This window comes from Pseudorhodoplanes sp. (assembly GCF_050250235.1).
GTDB lineage: Bacteria > Pseudomonadota > Alphaproteobacteria > Rhizobiales > Xanthobacteraceae > Pseudorhodoplanes.
Genome location: NZ_JBFWPA010000010.1, coordinates 77,118 through 94,070, shown reverse-complemented (window position 1 = coordinate 94,070; position 16,953 = coordinate 77,118). Strand labels below are relative to the sequence as shown.

General features: G+C 65.5%; 21 protein-coding genes. 16 read left to right on the top strand and 5 right to left on the bottom strand.

Translation table 11 applies throughout. The features are described 5' to 3' along the window. Positions 1 to 31: 31 nt before the first annotated feature. From AB7F49_RS07270 to ychF, 4 genes are all read left to right on the top strand, one after another. A complete protein-coding gene (locus AB7F49_RS07270; protein ID WP_428521164.1) occupies positions 32 to 340 on the top strand; it encodes an accessory factor UbiK family protein in 309 nt (102 codons plus the stop codon). A gap of 132 nt (positions 341 to 472) precedes the next feature. Then, positions 473 to 1,186: a 50S ribosomal protein L25/general stress protein Ctc gene (locus AB7F49_RS07265; RefSeq protein WP_428521163.1), complete on the top strand. Its 714-nt coding sequence runs from the start codon at positions 473 to 475 to the stop codon at positions 1,184 to 1,186. A 48-nt stretch (positions 1,187 to 1,234) separates the two neighbouring features. Next, the gene (pth, locus tag AB7F49_RS07260; protein ID WP_428521162.1) at positions 1,235 to 1,825 is read left to right on the top strand and encodes an aminoacyl-tRNA hydrolase; all 591 of its coding nucleotides are present in this window, start codon (positions 1,235 to 1,237) and stop codon (positions 1,823 to 1,825) included. 50 nt (positions 1,826 to 1,875) lie between these two features. Then, on the top strand, positions 1,876 to 2,973 hold the full coding sequence (gene ychF / locus AB7F49_RS07255; RefSeq protein WP_428521161.1) for a redox-regulated ATPase YchF: 1,098 nt from the start codon (positions 1,876 to 1,878) through the stop codon (positions 2,971 to 2,973). Positions 2,974 to 2,976: 3 nt separating this feature from the next. On the opposite strand, the gene AB7F49_RS07250 is transcribed toward ychF, so the two are convergent. Further along, positions 2,977 to 3,267 carry a DUF4282 domain-containing protein gene (locus AB7F49_RS07250; protein ID WP_428521160.1) on the bottom strand — a complete coding sequence of 97 codons (291 nt, stop codon included), beginning with the start codon at positions 3,265 to 3,267 and terminating at the stop codon, positions 2,977 to 2,979. Positions 3,268 to 3,413: 146 nt separating this feature from the next. Here AB7F49_RS07250 and AB7F49_RS07245 point away from each other — a divergent pair, with 146 nt between their 5' ends. Genes AB7F49_RS07245 through AB7F49_RS07235 form a run of 3 tightly spaced genes read left to right on the top strand, consistent with a single transcriptional unit; the run spans position 3,414 to position 5,571 of the window. Next, positions 3,414 to 3,875: a MaoC family dehydratase gene (locus AB7F49_RS07245; protein ID WP_428521159.1), complete on the top strand. Its 462-nt coding sequence runs from the start codon at positions 3,414 to 3,416 to the stop codon at positions 3,873 to 3,875. Further along, positions 3,872 to 4,360 carry a MaoC family dehydratase gene (locus AB7F49_RS07240; protein ID WP_428521158.1) on the top strand — a complete coding sequence of 163 codons (489 nt, stop codon included), beginning with the start codon at positions 3,872 to 3,874 and terminating at the stop codon, positions 4,358 to 4,360. The genes AB7F49_RS07245 and AB7F49_RS07240 overlap by 4 nt, the downstream gene beginning before the upstream one ends. Beyond that, positions 4,357 to 5,571, top strand: a complete 1,215-nt coding sequence (locus tag AB7F49_RS07235) for an MFS transporter (protein ID WP_428521157.1) — start codon at positions 4,357 to 4,359, stop codon at positions 5,569 to 5,571. Before AB7F49_RS07240 ends, AB7F49_RS07235 begins: the two co-directional genes overlap by 4 nt. Here the strand turns inward: AB7F49_RS07235 and AB7F49_RS07230 are convergent. Beyond that, a complete protein-coding gene (locus AB7F49_RS07230) occupies positions 5,544 to 6,287 on the bottom strand; it encodes a 16S rRNA (uracil(1498)-N(3))-methyltransferase (protein ID WP_428521156.1) in 744 nt (247 codons plus the stop codon). The two genes, AB7F49_RS07235 and AB7F49_RS07230, sit on opposite strands and share 28 nt — an antisense overlap. A gap of 145 nt (positions 6,288 to 6,432) precedes the next feature. Between AB7F49_RS07230 and AB7F49_RS07225 the strand changes: the two genes are divergently transcribed. Next, complete coding sequence (locus tag AB7F49_RS07225) at positions 6,433 to 7,131, top strand: hypothetical protein (protein ID WP_428521155.1); 699 nt, start codon at positions 6,433 to 6,435, stop codon at positions 7,129 to 7,131. After that, positions 7,128 to 8,054: a 4-hydroxybenzoate octaprenyltransferase gene (gene ubiA, locus AB7F49_RS07220; protein WP_428521154.1), complete on the top strand. Its 927-nt coding sequence runs from the start codon at positions 7,128 to 7,130 to the stop codon at positions 8,052 to 8,054. The genes AB7F49_RS07225 and ubiA overlap by 4 nt, the downstream gene beginning before the upstream one ends. A gap of 3 nt (positions 8,055 to 8,057) precedes the next feature. Here the strand turns inward: ubiA and AB7F49_RS07215 are convergent, their stop codons facing one another. Further along, positions 8,058 to 8,621 (bottom strand): DUF6101 family protein, encoded by a 564-nt coding sequence (locus AB7F49_RS07215; RefSeq protein WP_428521153.1) that lies wholly within the window; start codon positions 8,619 to 8,621, stop codon positions 8,058 to 8,060. A 221-nt stretch (positions 8,622 to 8,842) separates the two neighbouring features. On the opposite strand from AB7F49_RS07215, the gene AB7F49_RS07210 reads away from it, so the two are divergent. The 6 genes from AB7F49_RS07210 to lpxK are packed head-to-tail and all read left to right on the top strand — an operon-like array spanning position 8,843 to position 14,283. Continuing rightward, on the top strand, positions 8,843 to 10,195 hold the full coding sequence (locus AB7F49_RS07210; RefSeq protein ID WP_428521152.1) for a TldD/PmbA family protein: 1,353 nt from the start codon (positions 8,843 to 8,845) through the stop codon (positions 10,193 to 10,195). After that, positions 10,182 to 10,988, top strand: a complete 807-nt coding sequence (locus tag AB7F49_RS07205; RefSeq protein ID WP_428521151.1) for a 3'(2'),5'-bisphosphate nucleotidase CysQ — start codon at positions 10,182 to 10,184, stop codon at positions 10,986 to 10,988. The genes AB7F49_RS07210 and AB7F49_RS07205 overlap by 14 nt, the downstream gene beginning before the upstream one ends. 17 nt (positions 10,989 to 11,005) lie before the next feature. Next, the gene (locus AB7F49_RS07200) at positions 11,006 to 11,257 is read left to right on the top strand and encodes a DUF4170 domain-containing protein (RefSeq protein ID WP_428521150.1); all 252 of its coding nucleotides are present in this window, start codon (positions 11,006 to 11,008) and stop codon (positions 11,255 to 11,257) included. A gap of 18 nt (positions 11,258 to 11,275) precedes the next feature. Next, positions 11,276 to 11,989 (top strand): lysophospholipid acyltransferase family protein, encoded by a 714-nt coding sequence (locus AB7F49_RS07195; RefSeq protein WP_428521149.1) that lies wholly within the window; start codon positions 11,276 to 11,278, stop codon positions 11,987 to 11,989. Next, on the top strand, positions 11,982 to 13,286 hold the full coding sequence (locus AB7F49_RS07190) for a 3-deoxy-D-manno-octulosonic acid transferase (protein WP_428521148.1): 1,305 nt from the start codon (positions 11,982 to 11,984) through the stop codon (positions 13,284 to 13,286). Before AB7F49_RS07195 ends, AB7F49_RS07190 begins: the two co-directional genes overlap by 8 nt. Continuing rightward, positions 13,279 to 14,283 carry a tetraacyldisaccharide 4'-kinase gene (gene lpxK, locus AB7F49_RS07185; protein ID WP_428521147.1) on the top strand — a complete coding sequence of 335 codons (1,005 nt, stop codon included), beginning with the start codon at positions 13,279 to 13,281 and terminating at the stop codon, positions 14,281 to 14,283. The genes AB7F49_RS07190 and lpxK overlap by 8 nt, the downstream gene beginning before the upstream one ends. On the opposite strand, the gene AB7F49_RS07180 is transcribed toward lpxK, so the two are convergent. Beyond that, positions 14,280 to 14,492, bottom strand: a complete 213-nt coding sequence (locus AB7F49_RS07180) for a DUF2093 domain-containing protein (RefSeq protein ID WP_428521182.1) — start codon at positions 14,490 to 14,492, stop codon at positions 14,280 to 14,282. The genes lpxK and AB7F49_RS07180 overlap by 4 nt on opposite strands. Before the next feature lie 159 nt (positions 14,493 to 14,651). Between AB7F49_RS07180 and AB7F49_RS07175 the strand changes: the two genes are divergently transcribed. Next, positions 14,652 to 15,476, top strand: coding sequence for a dienelactone hydrolase family protein (locus AB7F49_RS07175; RefSeq protein WP_428521146.1), 825 nt, complete (start codon positions 14,652 to 14,654; stop codon positions 15,474 to 15,476). A gap of 18 nt (positions 15,477 to 15,494) precedes the next feature. On the opposite strand, the gene xseA is transcribed toward AB7F49_RS07175, so the two are convergent. Further along, complete coding sequence (gene xseA, locus AB7F49_RS07170; RefSeq protein ID WP_428521145.1) at positions 15,495 to 16,904, bottom strand: exodeoxyribonuclease VII large subunit; 1,410 nt, start codon at positions 16,902 to 16,904, stop codon at positions 15,495 to 15,497. Positions 16,905 to 16,953 lie beyond the last annotated feature (49 nt).

The window sequence follows — 16,953 nt, the reverse complement described above, 5'->3', positions numbered from 1 at the left end:
CACATCAAGGCGGGTTCGGAAGGAGCACAGCATGACCCAGACATCGGGCCGGTTCTTTGACGAAATCGCACGGCTGATGAACGACGCGGCCGGGGTGGCGCAGGGCGTCCGGCGGGAATTCGACACGCTGTTCAAGACCCAGGCGGAGCGCTGGCTGCGCGACCTCGACCTCGTCAAGCGCGAGGAATTCGAGGCGGTCAAGGATATGGCGCGGTTGGCCCGTGAGGAAAACGAAGCATTGAAGGCCCGTATCGCCGTCCTTGAGACAAAGGCCGGCATCGCGCCCCCCGCTGCCAGGGACGACCAGCCCGACATCGGCGACATGCGCCTCGACGGCTGAGGCAGGGGCGCTCTGGGCCCAAATCTTGCTATTCCGGCGATCCGCCGCTATAAGCCCGCGCGACCGCGGCCCCCGCACCCCTGGAGGCTTGCCGTGGCCGTTTTCATCACATCATGACAAGGACTTAAGCGCATGACCGCCGTCAAGGAAATCAAGGCGACGTTGCGCCCGCAGGCCGGCAAGGGGGCCGCCCGGGCCGTTCGTCGCGAGGGCCGTACCCCGGCCGTGATCTACGGAGCCAACGAGCCCCCGCTCGCGATCGCCGTCGACCACGCCGATATCCGCACGAAAATCTATGCGGGCCACTTTCTGACCACGCTGTATGACGTCGAGATCGACGGCAAGAAGCATCGCGTGATCCCGCGCGACTACCAGCTCGATCCGGTGAAGGATTTCCCGATCCATGTCGATTTCATGCGGCTCGCGGAGGGCGCGCTGATCCGCGTCAACGTACCGGTGCATGTCGTCAACACCGAGCAATCGCCCGGCGTGAAGCGTGGTGGCGCGGTGAACATCGTGACCCACTCCATTCCGCTGCGCTGCCCGCCCGATCGCATCCCGCAATCGATCGAGGTCGATGTGGCCGGCCTTGAGATCAACAACTCGAAGCATCTGAGCGACGTGAACCTGCCCGAGGGCGTGAAGCCGATCGGGCGCGAGGACATCACGCTCGTGACCATCGTGCCGCCCTCAGGCTATGCCGACGAGTTGAAGGCCGCCGCCGACGCGGCCGCGACCGCCGCAGCAACGCCTGCAGCCGGCGCGGCTCCGGCCGCCGGTGCCGCTGCCGCCGCCGCGGGTGGCGACAAGAAGGCGGCCGAAAAGAAACCGGCTGACAAGAAGTAAGGTCGGCATCAACGAGGCGGCGGGGCACCCGGCCCCGCCATCACCGCCATGTTTCTTCTGGTCGGGCTCGGCAATCCTGGCGCCCGCCACGCGGGTGACCGGCACAATATCGGCTTCATGGTGGTGGACGCGATTGCCAGGCGCCACGGCTTTGCGCCGTGGCGTCGTCGCTTCCAGGGCGTCTCGACCGAGGGAACGCTCGGCGGCATCAAGACTCTGCTGCTGCTGCCCGGCACCTTCATGAACGAGTCGGGCCGCGCAGTCGGCGAAGCCGCGAACTTCTACAAGATCGGTCTCGACGACATCGCCGTCGTGCACGACGAACTCGACCTCGCGCCCGGCAAGGTCCGGATCAAGCGCGGCGGCGGCGTTGCCGGTCACAACGGGCTGCGCTCGATCACCGCGCATGTCGGCAATGACTACAAGCGGGTACGCATCGGCATCGGGCATCCCGGCGACAAGAATATCGTGCATTCCTACGTGCTGTCGGCTTTCTCAAGGGCGGAGCGCTCAGGCTGGGTTGAGACGCTGATCGAGGCGATGGCGGAGCACGCACCGCTGCTGGCGCGCGGCGAGGACGCGAGTTTGCAGAACAAGGTGCATCTGGCGCTCGACGCGAAAGGCTTCGATGACACATAGCCCTCGAACAGCAATTCGAACGGCACAAACTGGACAGACTGGATATTGCCATGGGCTTCAAATGCGGCATCGTCGGATTGCCGAATGTCGGCAAGTCGACGCTCTTCAACGCGCTGACCGAAACCGCGGCCGCCCAGGCGGCGAATTATCCGTTCTGCACGATCGAGCCGAATGTCGGCGAGGTTGCGGTGCCGGACCCTCGACTCGAGCGGCTCGCCGTGCTGGGCAAGTCCGAAAAAATCGTGCCGACGCGGCTGACCTTCGTCGATATTGCCGGCCTGGTTCGCGGCGCGTCGAAGGGAGAAGGCCTCGGCAACCAGTTTCTCGCCAATATCCGCGAAGTCGACGCGATCGCGCATGTGGTGCGCTGCTTCGAGGACTCAGACATCACCCATGTCGAGGGCAAGATCGATCCGGTCGCCGACATCGAGACCATCGAGACCGAGTTGATGCTCGCCGATCTCGACTCGCTCGAACGGCGGGTCGATGCGCTGGAAAAGAAGGCGCGCGGCAATGACCGCGAAGCCAAGGAAACCCTCGACCTGGTCCGGCGCGCGCTCGTCCTGCTGCGGGAAGGCAAGCCTGCGCGGCTGATCCAGCGCAAGCCGGAAGAGGAAAAGACGTTCGCCATGCTCGGGTTGCTCACCGCAAAGCCGGTTCTCTATGTCTGCAATGTCGAGGAGGGCGCCGCCGCGACAGGCAATGAATATTCTGCGAGGGTCGAAGCCCGCGCTAAGGCGGAAGGCGCGGTCGCGGTGGTGATTTCGGCAAAGATCGAATCCGAGATCGCCGTGCTGTCGAAGGAAGAGCGCGTCGAATATCTCGATGCCGTCGGCTTGAAGGAGGCCGGTCTCGACCGGCTGATCCGCGCCGGCTATGCGCTGCTCGATCTTGTGACCTATTTCACCGTCGGCCCGAAAGAGGCGCGGGCCTGGACCATTCCGCGCGGCACCAGGGCGCCGCAGGCGGCGGGCGTGATCCACACCGATTTCGAGCGCGGTTTCATCCGCTCCGAGACCATCGCCTATGACGATTATATCGCGCTGTCGGGCGAAGCCGGCGCGCGTGACGCCGGCAAGCTCAGGCTTGAAGGCAAGGATTATGTCGTCACCGATGGCGACGTGATGCATTTTCGGTTCGCGACCTGACGGTCATATCCGTTCGCGCTCGCGAAGCGCGGCGAGATGCTCATTGATGCGAAACACGACCATCACGAGCTCGCAGAGAATTCGTACGAAGATGATCCCGGCGAGGATGAACAGCATCGCCGCGATCAGCAGCAGCAGCCCCGCGACGACATTGATCGCCATCATGCCGAGCGCCGTCAGGATCAGTGACAGCCCCGACAGCGCGGTCAGCGCAAGGCAAAGCCAATAGAATACGCGAATGATGGACGGCGTGATGAAGCGGTCCCATTGCAGCAATTCCGCAAAATCGATCATGGCACGCTCTCAAAGTTGAAATCCGGCGCCGTGCGCGAGGCTGCACCCAGCCATGCACTGCGGTCAATCGACCGGAGCGGGCAATCGTTGACGATCCGCGTCCTGGCCGCTACCCCATTGTGTCCCCAGCGCTGGTATGGTTGCCCGTGGCCAAGCTCTATTTTGAAGACTTCAAACCTGGCCACACGGCCGAGTACGGGCCGCGCCTGGTGACGCGCGAGGAGATCATCGCGTTCTCCGTGCAATATGATCCGCAGCCCATGCATCTCGACGAAGCGGCGGCACAAAAATCCCTGCTGGGCGGTCTTGGGGCATCGGGCTGGCATGGCTGCGGGATCATGATGCGCATGATCTGCGACGGTTTCTTGCTGGACTCGACTTCGATGGGCGCGGGCGGCGTGGAGGAAGTTCAGTGGCAGCGCCCGATCCGGCCGGGGGATCGCCTGACCTTGCGCGTGACCATTCTCGAGGCGCGCGCCTCGAAAAGCCGGCCGGACATGGGGATCGTCCGTTTTCGGTACGAAATGTTCAACGCCCATGGCGAAGGCGTCATGACCATGGTGACCCCGGCGATGTTCGGGCGCCGCGATCCCGGAGCGCAAGAATGATGCGCTTCTACGAGGAAATCCGCGTCGGCGACCGTGTCGAACTCGGCGCGCACCTCTTCACCGCGGCAGACATCAAGATTTTCGCCCGGCAATTCGATCCCCAGGCCTTTCACGTCGATGAGGAGGAAGGGCTGCGCTCGCTTTACGGCGGGCTGATCGCGTCCGGCTGGCATACCGCTTCGATGTGGATGCGCAAGCTCGTGGATTATCGCAAACGCGAGGCCGAGGCGATGCGCGCGCGGGGCGAGCGAATTCCGCAGGTCGGGCCATCGCCCGGCTTCCGCGAACTGCGCTGGTTCAGGCCGGTCTTTGTCGGCGACACCGTCTCCTATGCGGTCGAAATCATCGACATTCGGATTTCTCAGTCGAGACCGGATCGCGGCATCGTCAACATGCTGGCCCTCGGCCACAATCAGGATGGCGTGCGCGTGATGTCGTTCGAGACCGCAACCTTCGTCGAGCGGCGCGATTCCTCGCCGCCATGAGCGCGGTTGCCGATCGAGGCACCGCGCCGCGCGACGAGCGCCGCGCGATGTCGGTTGCCTCCGGTGCCCATGCCCTTCATGACGGCTATACCGACCTGATCTACGTGATGCTGCCGGTCTGGCAGGCGGAATTCGGCCTGACCTACGCTGCCGTCGGAGTCCTGCGCGGTCTGTTCGCCGGCACCATGGCCGGTCTGCAAATCCCTGCCGGGCGCTTGTCCGAGCGCTACGGCGCCGCCCGCATCCTTGCAGCAGGGACCGCGCTCACCGGGTTTGGTTATTGTCTCGCCGGGTTGAGCGGCGGGTTCGGCATGCTGCTGCTGGCGCTGCTGGTGGGCGGCCTCGGCGCCAGCACCCAGCACCCGATCGCATCGGCGCTGGTCGCACGCGCATTTTGCGGACCACGCTCCCTGAAAGCACTTGGCGGCTACAATTTCGCCGGCGACATCGGCAAGATGACGGTGCCCGCGCTCGCGGCACTGATGATGACGATCATGCCCTGGCGGCCGACCGTGATCATGCTTGGCGCCGCAGGCTTTGCCGCGGCGATCCTGATCCTGATGCTGACGCCGCGCTTCGCCCCGGCGATCGCACCGGCAAGGCAGGACGAGGATCGGCGAACACCATTGCCACCCGCGGTGCCGCGCTACGCGTTCCCGACCCTGCTTTCGATTGGCGTGATCGACTCGGCCACGCGCATGGGGTTCCTGACGTTCCTGCCCTTCATCCTCACAGCCAAGGGCGCGAACCTGCCGACGATCGGAATAGCCCTGACCCTCGTGTTCGCGGGCGGCGCGGCCGGCAAGCTCATCTGCGCCTTCATCGGAGCGCGCATCGGCATCATCAACACGGTATTCCTGACCGAAATCCTCACCCTGCTGCTGATCGTCGCGATCCTGCCGCTGCCGCTGGAGGCGACGCTCGTGGTGCTGCCGGTGCTTGGCATCGCGCTGAATGGCACCTCTTCGGTACTCTACGGTTCGGTGCCTGCCTTGGTCGCCCCGGACACGCGCGCTCGCGCCTTCGGGCGGTTCTATACCGGCACCATCGGCGCCGGGGCGATTGCGCCGATCCTGTATGGCTTCATCGGCGACCGCATCGGTCTGAACGGAAGCGTCCTGGTTGTCGCCGCAATGGTGCTCCTGACGCTGCCGCTCGCCTTCGCGTTGCGCCATTCCTTCGCTCAGCTCCAGTCGCCCACCACCGCCTGAACCAGCGTCAGGGCCGCGACCGCCGCTGTGTCGGCACGCAGGATCCGCGGCCCGAGCGCCAGCCGGACCACGCCAGGATGCTTCAGCAGCAACGATCTTTCATCGTCGGCGAAGCCGCCCTCCGGTCCGATCAGGACCGCGAGCGGCGCACCGCGCGCAATATCTGACAGCCCCCTCACCGGATCGCGCAGGTCGGCCTCCTCGTCACAAAAGATCAGGACGCGCTCCTCTGAAAGCCGGTCGAGCGCCTTTTCCAGCGGCAGCGGATCGCCAGTCTCGGCGATGGTGAGGATGCCGCATTGCTCCGCCGCCTCGATCGCATTGGCGCGCATGCGCTCGACATTCACCCGCGCAGCCTGGGTGTGACGTGTGGTCACAGGTTGCAGTCGCGAGACGCCCAACTCCACCGCCTTCTGCACCATGTAATCGAGCCGCGCATGTTTGAGCGGAGCGAACAGATAATGCAGATCGCAAGGTTCATGCTGTTGCCGCGTCGCCTCGACCACGGCAAGTGCAACGGACTTGCGCCCTTCGCGCTGCAAACGAGCCAGCCATTCGCCGTCGCGCCCGTTGAATACGAGGACCGCGTCGCCGGAATCGAGCCGCAGAACGTTGGTCAAATAATTGCCCTGGGCGCGGTCGAGCGGGATTGTCGTATCCGGATCGAGGGCTGGCGCGACAAACAGGCGCGGTGTTCGGAAATCATAGCGGGGCATGGTTTCAGGCCGGATTTGGGAGCCGCCGCTTTCTCGGAACCGGCAAGCGCTCTATTATGGACTGAATCGCATTTTGCCGCGGTGTCGCCTAGTTTGCTTGATCGAAAGGGCGGCCCTGCAGGCCGTGAGGCCGGGAGAAACGGAAATGAGGCTGTTTGCAAGCCTGTCCGCCGCGCTGACATTCACCGCCGTGGCAGCAGCGCCGTCGCTCGCGGACGAGACCCGGACGCGGCTCGCCCAGTCCGCACCGCCGACGTCGGGCTGGGCCGCGCCTGGCGCACCCGCAAGCGCTCCGGCTGGCCCCCCGGCATCCGGCTGGGGCGCGCCCTCGCCGCAGGCCGCTCCCGCGCCGTCCGGCGGATGGGCCTCGCCGGCCTCTCCCGGACTGGCCCCTCCGGGCGCAGCGCCGGCTGGTATCGGTTCCTTTTCCGGTGGTGCGGCACCCGGCCGAAATTGCATGGGCGAGATCACGCCGCTGCTCGCCGACACCGAGGCAAAGGGCAAGGCGATCCAGGCCGCCGCCAAGACCAAGCAACAGCCGGTGGTGTGCCAGGCGTTCCGCAATCTGGCGGCGTCGGAAGCCAAACTGATCAAGTATTTTGAAGACCACGGCACCGAATGCCGCATTCCGCCGGACGCCATGAAGGCGCGCCGGGGCAATTACGCAAAGATCATCGAGATTCGGACCAAGGTTTGCGACACGGCCGCCGCACCCGCCAAGCGCGCCCCGAGCCTGAGCGATGCGCTGGGCACCTCCCGCATTCCGTCGCTGTCGTCCGATGCGCCTGCCGCCAGGCGGGGCAGTACCTTCGACACCCTCACCGGCAATCCTCTCACGCGATGAGCGGGACCGCCGGGCGCGTCGCCGACTCGACCGGAAACTGGGTCGATACGGCGGCACCGTCCTGGCTCAAGCCCTATCTGCGACTCGCACGGCTCGACCGGCCGATCGGTTCGTGGCTGCTGCTGATCCCGTGCTGGTGGTCGGCCGGCCTTGCGGCGATTGCCGCCGGACGGCCTTATCCTGATCCATGGCATTGCCTGCTGTTTTTCATCGGCGCATTCGCCATGCGCGGCGCCGGCTGCACCTGGAACGACATCGCCGATCGCGACCTCGACGCGAAAGTCGAGCGTACGCGTTCGCGGCCAATCCCCGCAGGGCAGGTGACGGTGAAGCAGGCCTTCGCATTCCTGGTCGCGCAGGCGCTGATCGGACTGCTGGTACTCCTGCAGTTCAACCCCTTCACGATTCTCGTCGGCATCCTGTCGCTTGCCACCGTTGCGATCTATCCGTTTCTGAAGCGCGTGACGCACTGGCCGCAGATTGGCCTGGGCCTTGCCTTCTCGTGGGGTGCGCTGATGGGCTGGCCTGCGGTGTTCGGCCGGCTCGATCCCGCAGCCTTCGTGCTCTATGCCGGCTCGATCGCCTGGGTCATCGCCTATGACACGATCTATGCGCATCAGGATCGCGAAGACGACGCGCTTATCGGCATCAAGTCGACCGCCATCCTGTTCGGTGAACGCACCAGGCCGATGCTGGCGACGTTCTTTGCAGCGGCCGTCGTGCTGATCGCGATGGCCGGCTGGCTCGCCGGCGGCGGCTGGATCTTTGCGCTCGGCCTTGCCGCCTTTGCCATGCAACTCGCATGGCAGACTTGGCGGCTCGATATGGCCGACCCGGCCCTTTGCCTGCGCTTGTTCAAGTCCAACCGCGATGCCGGCCTGATCCTGTTTGGCGGGATGATCCTCGACGCCTTTTTCAGATAACCGTCAATTGCGCGCGATGATCTCGCGCTCGCCGCGATGAACCGCGGCAAGCCCGATATGCCGGCCGGGCTTGCGCCGCATCAGGATCGAGGGCCGCCGTTTGCGGATGACCGAACGGCGGCGGCGGCGGCCGGTCTCTTTCCCGCCCTGCAACGCGCGGCGGCCCGCACTGACCTGCCGGACGTCGCCGGCCTCGTCGCGCTGCCACAGCGACAGTCCGAGGACGCGGCCCCAGGCACGCCACATCACGATGGCTTCGTCCAGCGGCGCATGATCGAGCAACGGAACCGACAGGCCCGGATCGGCATGGTCGAGAGTGATGGAAGCGGCGGGGCCATCCCCGGCCGGTACCAGCGTGATGCCAACAAAGGCATCGACCGCCAGCCGGATTTTCATCCGCATCCCGTGCACCGCGCGCCGCAGCACCACGCGATCGCGGTCGAGTTCGACCTGCCGCATCTGGCCGTCCGCCCCGGCATCGCGTGCCGGAAATCGGACTGGCAAAGCGAAAGGGTCGAGCCGCAATGTGCGGCCCGACCCGGCAGGCAAGGCCCCGCCGGCTTCCATTTGACGCCTCGAATTGCTCCCCCGGACTTTTTCGTCCGTTATGCGCAGACCTTGCCACAATGCTGTCGGAAAGCGCTTAAAAAGCTCGGTTAATCAGGCGTTTCGGCGGTCTCCTCGATTCGCATGATTGACGAGTCCTTGCCTTCGCCTCGGGGTTTGCGCCCGTTCCGCTAACCTTGTCCTTGTCAGAGCCGGGCGCGCGCCCTAAATCCAACCCGCTCATGCAGTCCCTCCTCGATCAATCCGCCCTCACTAATCTGGCCGAAGGGCTGGTCCACGCCGCGCGTAAAGCCGGAGCGGATGCCGCCGACGCGATCGCCGTCCGTTCAATCTCGGCGAATGTGGACGTCCGCGAGGGCGCGGTGGAAGAATCCGAGCGGTCGGAAAGCGATGATGTCGGACTTCGGGTTTTCGTCGGTCGCAGGCAGGCTGTGGTGTCGACCAACGACATCGCGCGCACGGATACGTCCGCGCTCGTGGAGCGCGCGGTCGCCATGGCGCGCGCCGCGCCAGAGGATCACTTTGCCGGGCTTGCCGACCCAGAGAGACTGTCGAAGGGCCACGCCGATCTCGACCTGCTTGATCCGGACATGCCGGACGTCTCGGAGCTGGAGCGCCGCGCGCGCGTGGCCGAGGAGGCCGCGCTTGCCGTTGCGGGAGTTACCAAGTCGGGCGGGGCCTCGTCCGGAGTTGGCATCAGCGGCATGGTGCTCGTCACCAGCGGCGGATTTCACGGTGCTTACCTGACGTCGCGCCAGGGTCTTTCGATGATGGCGATCGCCGGCGAAGGCACCGGCATGGAACGCGACTACGATCATTCCTCGGCATTGCACGGCGTCGATCTGGAGGCACCGGAAGCGATCGGCCGCAGAGCGGGTGAACGCGCGGTGCGCCGGCTCAATCCGCGCAAGGTGAAGACGCAGGCATTGCCCGTGATTTTCGACACGCGCCTGTCGGGCCCGCTGATCGGTCATCTCGCGAGCGCGGCCAATGGAGCATCGGTCGCGCGCAAGGCGAGTTTCCTGAAGGACCGGCTCGGCGAACGGCTGTTCGCGCCGGGCATCCGCATCGTCGACGACCCCCTGCGGCGGCGCGGATTGCGCTCGCAACCCTTTGACGGCGAGGGCGTCGCGGTTGGCCGCATGAACCTCGTCGATGACGGCGTGTTGATCTCCTGGCTGCTCGACAGCGCGACCGCGCGCGAGCTCGGAATGGCGACCACCGGACATGCTTCGCGTGGCGTGTCGTCGCCGCCCTCGCCGACGCCGACCAACCTCTATCTCGAGGCCGGCACATTGACCCCGCAGCAACTCATCGCCGAAACCGGCAACGGCTTCTACGTCACCGACCTGATCGGAATGGGCACCAATCTCGTGACCGGCGATTACAGCCGCGGCGCAGCCGGTTTCTGGATCGAGAACGGGGAACTGACCTACCCGGTGAGCGAGGTGACAATCGCGGGACACCTGCTCGACATGTTCCGCACTCTCACGCCCGCCAACGACCTTGCGTTCAAGTACGGCACCAATGCGCCAACCTTGCGGGTGGAGGGCCTCACACTTGCCGGCCAGTAAGCCGCGCAGCGAGAACGCGATGCTCGCCGAGGAACTCGGCGACGCCTTGCGGCTGGGCGGCCAGATCGCACTGAAATATTTCCGCGGCACGATCAAAAGCTGGACCAAGGGTCACGATTCACCGGTTTCCGAAGCCGATATCGCTGTCGATGACTTTCTGCGGGAACGCCTGTCACGCGCGGGCTATGGCTGGCTGTCGGAGGAGACAAAGGACGATCGCGCGCGCCTGTCCTCGGAGCGTCTGTTCATCGTCGATCCGATCGACGGCACGCGCTCGTACCTCGCGGGACGGCCGGACTGGTCGATCGTCGCGGCGGTCGTGGAGAAAGGCCGCCCGGTGGCAGCCGCCATCTATGTTCCGGTGGACGACGATCTCTATCTCGCCGCATCAGGCGAAGGTGCAGCCCGCAACGGAGTGCCGATCGAGGTCTCATCGGGCACCGCGCTTGCCGGCGCACGCATTGCCGGGCCCAAGAACATGCTGGAACGCCTCACCGCGATCGACCCCGCAACGATCCACGAGCCGAAAATTCATTCGCTCGCATTGCGCATGACGCGCGTCGCGGAAGGACGCATCGACGCCGCACTCGCGGCCGTAAACGCGTCCGACTGGGACCTTGCGGCCGCCGATCTTTTGGTGCACGAAGCGGGCGGCGCGATCACGAATTTCGCGGGAGAGGCGCTGGTCTACAACTTGCATGACCCGGTCCACGGCGCGATTCTCGCGGCCGGACGCGACAGGCATGCAGCAATGCTTGACCTCATGCGCAAGCGCCGCAAGGAATTCGCCTGACCCTCAGGAAGACCATCATGTCCGATCAGGCCTCCCAAAAGCAGCTTCTTCATCTCGTGCTTGGCGGCGAACTCGCGCGCCTTGATGACACGGAATTCAAGGATCTCAGCAAGGTCGATATCGTCGGCATCTATCCGAATTATGCGACCGCCTATGCGGCGTGGCGGGCCAAGGCGCAGCAGACCGTGGACAATGCACAGATGCGCTATTTCATCGTGCATCTGCACCGGCTGCTCGACCCCGAGATGCCCGCCCAGGCCGCGCGCTGAAGCTCGGCAGAACCCGGCATGCTGTCGTCACGGCGTCTCGCGCGCGCGCGCTGGGTTCAGAAGACCATCGGCATTCTCGCCGCCGAATATCTGCGCTTCGTGAATTTGACGAGCCGGACGGTAACGGTGCCGGGCGACATCTACGAGCGCGCCGGAGCTGACCTTCCGGTCATCGTCGCGATGTGGCACGGCCAGCATTTCATGGCTCCCTTCATCAAGCGGGAGGGCTATAAGGGAAAGACGCTGATTTCGCGTCATCGTGACGGCGAGATGAATGCGGTGGCCGCGGAATGGTTGGGTATTGAGACAATCCGCGGCTCGGGCGATCATGGCAGCGGGTTCCACCGCAAGGGCGGCGTCAGCGCCTATTTCCAGATGCTGGAAGCGCTTGCCGAGGGATATAACGTGGCATTGACGGCGGACGTGCCGAAAGTATCGCGGGTCGCAGGCCCCGGAATCATCCGTTTGGCGCGCGATTCCGGGCGCCCGATCTATCCGGTTGCGCTCGCCTCGAGCCGCCGCAAGGTGCTCGACAACTGGGACCGTTCCGCGGTCAACCTGCCCTTCAGCCTGATCGCTGGGGTGGTCGGCGATCCCGTTCGCGTTGATGCGGACGCGAGCGATGCCGAGCTTGAAGCCGCGCGGCAGTCGCTCGAGACCGCGCTCAATGCCGCCACGGAGCGGGCCTATGCCATCGCGGATGGCAAGATTGCGAGTGGAGCGCGTGGCTGAGCGGCTGCCGATGACATTGCGCGCCTACCGACGCGCAATGTCGGCCGCCGAGCCCCTTGCCAATCTGTGGCTGAAGCGGCGGTTGCGCCGTGGCAAGGAAATCAAGGAGCGACTCGCGGAGCGGCATGGCGAGCCGGGCCTCGATCGGCCGGCCGGACCGCTGGTCTGGCTGCACGGCGCCAGCGTCGGCGAGATCACCTCGGTGTTTCCGCTAATCGAACAATTGCGGATGCAGGACGTGAATCTGCTGGTCACCTCCGGCACGGTCACCTCGGCCAAGGTGGTGAAGGACCGGCTGCCGGAAGACGTGATCCATCAGTTCATCCCGCTCGACGCGCCGCGCTTCGTCACCCGTTTTCTGCATCACTGGCGACCTGATCTCGGGCTGTTTATCGAACAGGATTTGTGGCCGAACCTGATCCTCGCGGCGGCGCGACGCCGTATCCCGCTGGTACTGATCAACGGCCGCATGTCGGAGCAATCCTTCAAGGGCTGGCATTCGCTCCGGCGCACCGCAAAGGCGCTGCTCGGGAAGTTCGATCTGTGCCTCGCGCAATCCGCGCTCGATGCGGAAAGGTTCGCTCAGCTCGGGATGCCGTCGGTGCAGATCACCGGCAACCTCAAGCTTGACGTACCCGCGCCGCCGGCCGACGAGATCAAGCTCGCTGAAATGCAGCGAGCCGCCGCTGACCGGCAGGTCCTGGTCGCGGCCTCCACCCATCCGGGCGAGGATGATGCGGTCATCGAAGCCCATCGCCGCGCTCGCAAGGGAAGACCGCGTCTGCTGACGATCATTGCGCCGCGCCATCCCGAGCGCGGTCCGGACATCCTCAATCGCGCCGTCGCGTCCGGTTCGCGCGCGATGCTGCGTTCGCGCGGCGTCACCCCCGATGTGCGAACCGACATCTACATTGCCGATACGATGGGAGAGCTTGGATTGTTCTACCGGCTGGCCCATGTCGTGTTCATGGGCGGCTCGATCGTGGAACATGGCGGCCAGAACCCGATCGAGGCCGCCAAACTCGGCAAGCCGATCCTGCATGGCCCGAATGTCTGGAATTTCCACGACATCTACGCCGCACTCGACGCCGCGCGGGGCGCGGAGGAAGTCGAAAATATCGGGCATCTCGCGATGCGGGTATCCGATCTGATGAAGGACCCGGCGGCGCGCAAGGCGGCCGGCGACGCGGCTTTCCGGACCGTCGAGCGGCTGGGCGGCGCACTCGAACGCACCTTCGCCGAACTCGAACCCTATCTTATGCAGTTGCGGCTCTCTCACCAGGCCTCCGATGCGTGAGCCGGATTTCTGGTGGAGGAAGCCCGGAATTGCCGCATGGCTGCTGTCCCCGCTCGCATGGATCTATGGGGCCATCTCGGGCTGGCGCATGCGCCATGCCGGGTGGAGGTCCGATGTTCCGGTAATCTGCGTCGGCAACTTCACGCTCGGTGGCACCGGCAAGACGCCATCGGCGATTGCAATCGGCGCAATTCTTGCCGCTGGCGGAGACAGGCCGTTCTTCCTGACGCGCGGGTATGGCGGCCGGCTTGCGGGCCCCATTCGCGTCGATCCGGCGTCGCACCGCGCGGCGGATGTCGGCGACGAGCCGCTGCTGCTCGCGCGTCACCACCCGACCATCGTCTCGCGTGATCGCCCTGCCGGAGCGGAGATGGCGCGGGCGGCCGGCGCGACCGTGATCGTGATGGACGACGGATTGCAAAATCCGTCGCTGCACAAGGATCTGTCCATCGCGGTCGTGGATGCACGCCGTGGCTTCGGCAATGCTCGCGTATTCCCGGCCGGTCCCCTGCGTGCGCCGCTCGCGATGCAGTTCGCACAGGCGCATGCGATCCTCCTGATCGGCAAGGGCGCCGCCGCCGGCCCGGTCTCCGAACTGGCGCGCACCTACCGGCGGCCGCTGTTGCGCGCGCAGCTCGAACCGGCGCGTGATGCCGCGAAGGCGATCGGTCGGCGAAAGGCGCTGGCCTTTGCCGGCATCGGCGACCCGGAGAAGTTCTTCATGACGCTTGCGTCGGCCGGGATCGAAGCGACGATCGAGGAGAGCTTTTCCGATCACCATCCCTATTCGGAGGATGAGGCAGCCCGCATTCTCGCGCGCTGCGAATCCCAGAAGCTGGTTCCGGTGACCACCGAGAAGGATGCCGTCCGGCTGTTTGGGCAGGACGGTGCACGGGGCAGGCTCGCTGCGGTCGCGAAAGTTATCCCGGTGACGCTGATCCTTGAGGAGCCCGACCTGCTCCGCAAATTGGTGAGCAAGCCGATCGCGGGCCGCTAGCGGGCCGACAGCCGCTGCAGGACCGCCTGCGGCGAGGCATAGGCTTCCTGCAGGTCCACACTCCAATACTTCAGTTCTTCAAGCGGGATCGGAACATTGGTGACCGCACATCGAACGAACGCGCCGGGGCGAACGATGCGGAAATCGCCATCCAGAAACCGAACCTCGGCCTCGCCGGCCATGGGCGGGGGGCGGTCGAAGCGGTTCAGCACGTGAAATTCTCCCTTATTCCAGTCCGCCGGGAATGCCGAAGCCCTCGCAGCGGTTTCAACATAATGGCAAGGAGACGAAGGTCAAAGGGACTCCCTGCCGGTTTCGCGCCATGATGCGCTTGTCGAATGATATCCGGCACCACCGGAGGCCCCGGTATGCAAAAACTCGTCCTCCTCGCGATCCTGCTGAGCCTCGCCGGTTCCGCGCAGGCCGGTACACCGGCGGCGGTCGACATCCCGACCGACGACAAACCGCTGCAGGCGGTGGTCTACCGGCCCGAGGGGGTCGGACCGTTTCCCGCGATCATCGCCCTTCATGATTGCGACGGCTTGCGCGGGCGCACAGGGCGGGTGCGCATCGCCAACGAGGATTGGGGGCAACGCCTTTCCGGAGCGGGTTTCGTGGTGCTGTTTCCGGACAGCCATGCGTCCCGCGGGATCGCGCAACAATGCAGCATCAAAGCCAAGAAAATCCGGCCTGACCGGGAGCGGGTCGCCGATGCACGAGCCGCGCGCGACTGGCTGCAGCGGCAGGATTTCGTCCGCAAGGACCGCATCAGTCTGCTGGGCTGGGGCAATGGTGGAATCGCGGCGCTGTCGGCGGCGCGCCCGAGTCTGGAGCCCGACGATGATCGCCCCGACTTCCGGTCCGCGGTCGCGCTTTATCCGGGTTGCCGGCGGCTTGGCGATACCGCCTGGAGCAGCCGTGTTCCAACACTGATTCTGATCGGCGCGCTCGACAACTGGACACCGGCAAAGCATTGCGAGGACATGGTCCGCAACGCACGCGGGCGGTCGGCCCAAGTTGTCATTGTCAAGTACAGGGGCGCGCATCACGCGTTCGACCATGACAATGTACCGGTCAAGTACCGGCGCAAGGTTGCGTTTGCGCCGGACGCTCCCGGTCGCGTCACCGTTGGCACCAATGCAGAGGCGCGCGCGGATGCGCTGAAGCGCGTCCCGCAATGGCTTTCACGCTGACCCGTCGCGGTCTGAAGCTCAGAACAGACTGCCCTGCCCGGAGGGTCCGCCGCGAGTCTTCGATCTGCCGCGCGATTCCTTGTCCGCCACCGCTCCGACCCGACCATCCGCGAATTCGATGTCGAGGGACATGCCGGGTGTGACCGAGGAGGCCGCGTGGAGGGGAAAGCCCTTGCCATCGCGGATCAGCGCAAAACCGCGGCTCAGCACGGCGCGATAGGAAAAGGCGTTGAGCAGCTTCTCGGCGGATTCGATGCGGCTGCGCCTGCGCTCGAGATAGACTTTGCGCGACAGCACCCCACGCTGGCCGAGTGACGCGATCCATTCCCTGCAACGGACCAGACGCACGCTCAGGAGCTGAGGCGACAGCCGGCCGGCGATCCGTTCGAATTGCCGATGGTGGACATGCGCATTGGCCCGCAGCGCGCGCGGCAGGCGCTCCCCCGCGGTATCGAGACGCTGGCGCGGGACCGCGAGCAGGTTGTCGAGCGACGGCAGCGCGCGGGTGGCTGCTCGCAATTCGGCACGCCTCGCCTCCTGTCCGCGCAGCCAGCAGGCGGTGACGCGGCGCCCCTGGGTCGCAATCCGCATTAGCAATTCGGAACGCACCGGCACGGCCATTTCGGCCGCCGCCGTCGGGGTCGGCGCGCGCCGGTCGGAGGCGAAATCGATCAGCGTGATGTCGGTCTCGTGACCGACCGCGGAGATCAGCGGGATCATGCTCGCCGCCGCGGTGCGCACCACGATTTCCTCGTTGAAGCACCAGAGGTCCTCCAGCGATCCACCGCCGCGCGCCACGATGAGAATATCGGGTCGGGGAATGTCGCCATCTTCCGGCAGCGCGTTGAAGCCCTCGATTGCCGCCGCGATCTCCTCAGCGGCGCCATCGCCCTGCACCCGCACCGGCCAGACCAGCACCTGCCGCGGGAACCGGTCGGACAGCCGGTGCAGGATGTCGCGGATCACGGCGCCGGTCGGCGAGGTTACCACGCCGACAACGGTCGGCAGGAACGGCAGCAATTGCTTGCGCGCCTCGTCGAACAGGCCTTCTGCCGCGAGCTTCTTCTTGCGCTCCTCGAGCAGCATCATCAGTGCGCCGGCGCCCGCGGGCTCCAGCGTCTCGATCACGATCTGATAATTCGAGCGGCCCGGATAGGTGGTGATGCGCCCGGTGACCACGACCTCCAGCCCCTCCTCCGGCTTGAACCGCAGGCGGTTGAACGTCATCTTCCAGATCACCGCATCGAGCCGGGCACCCTCGTCCTTGATCGCGAAATAGACATGGCCGGAGGAATGCGGGCCGCGATAGCCGGAAATCTCGCCGCGCACCCGCACATGGCTGAAATTGTCCTCGACCGTGCGCTTGAGCGCCTGCGACACCTCGGAGACGGTCAATTCCACAACGTTGATGCGGGCAGTATCTGTCATGTCCGGCGATTCGCTTGCGGTTGGCGCCGTCATGCTACACAAACGGCTC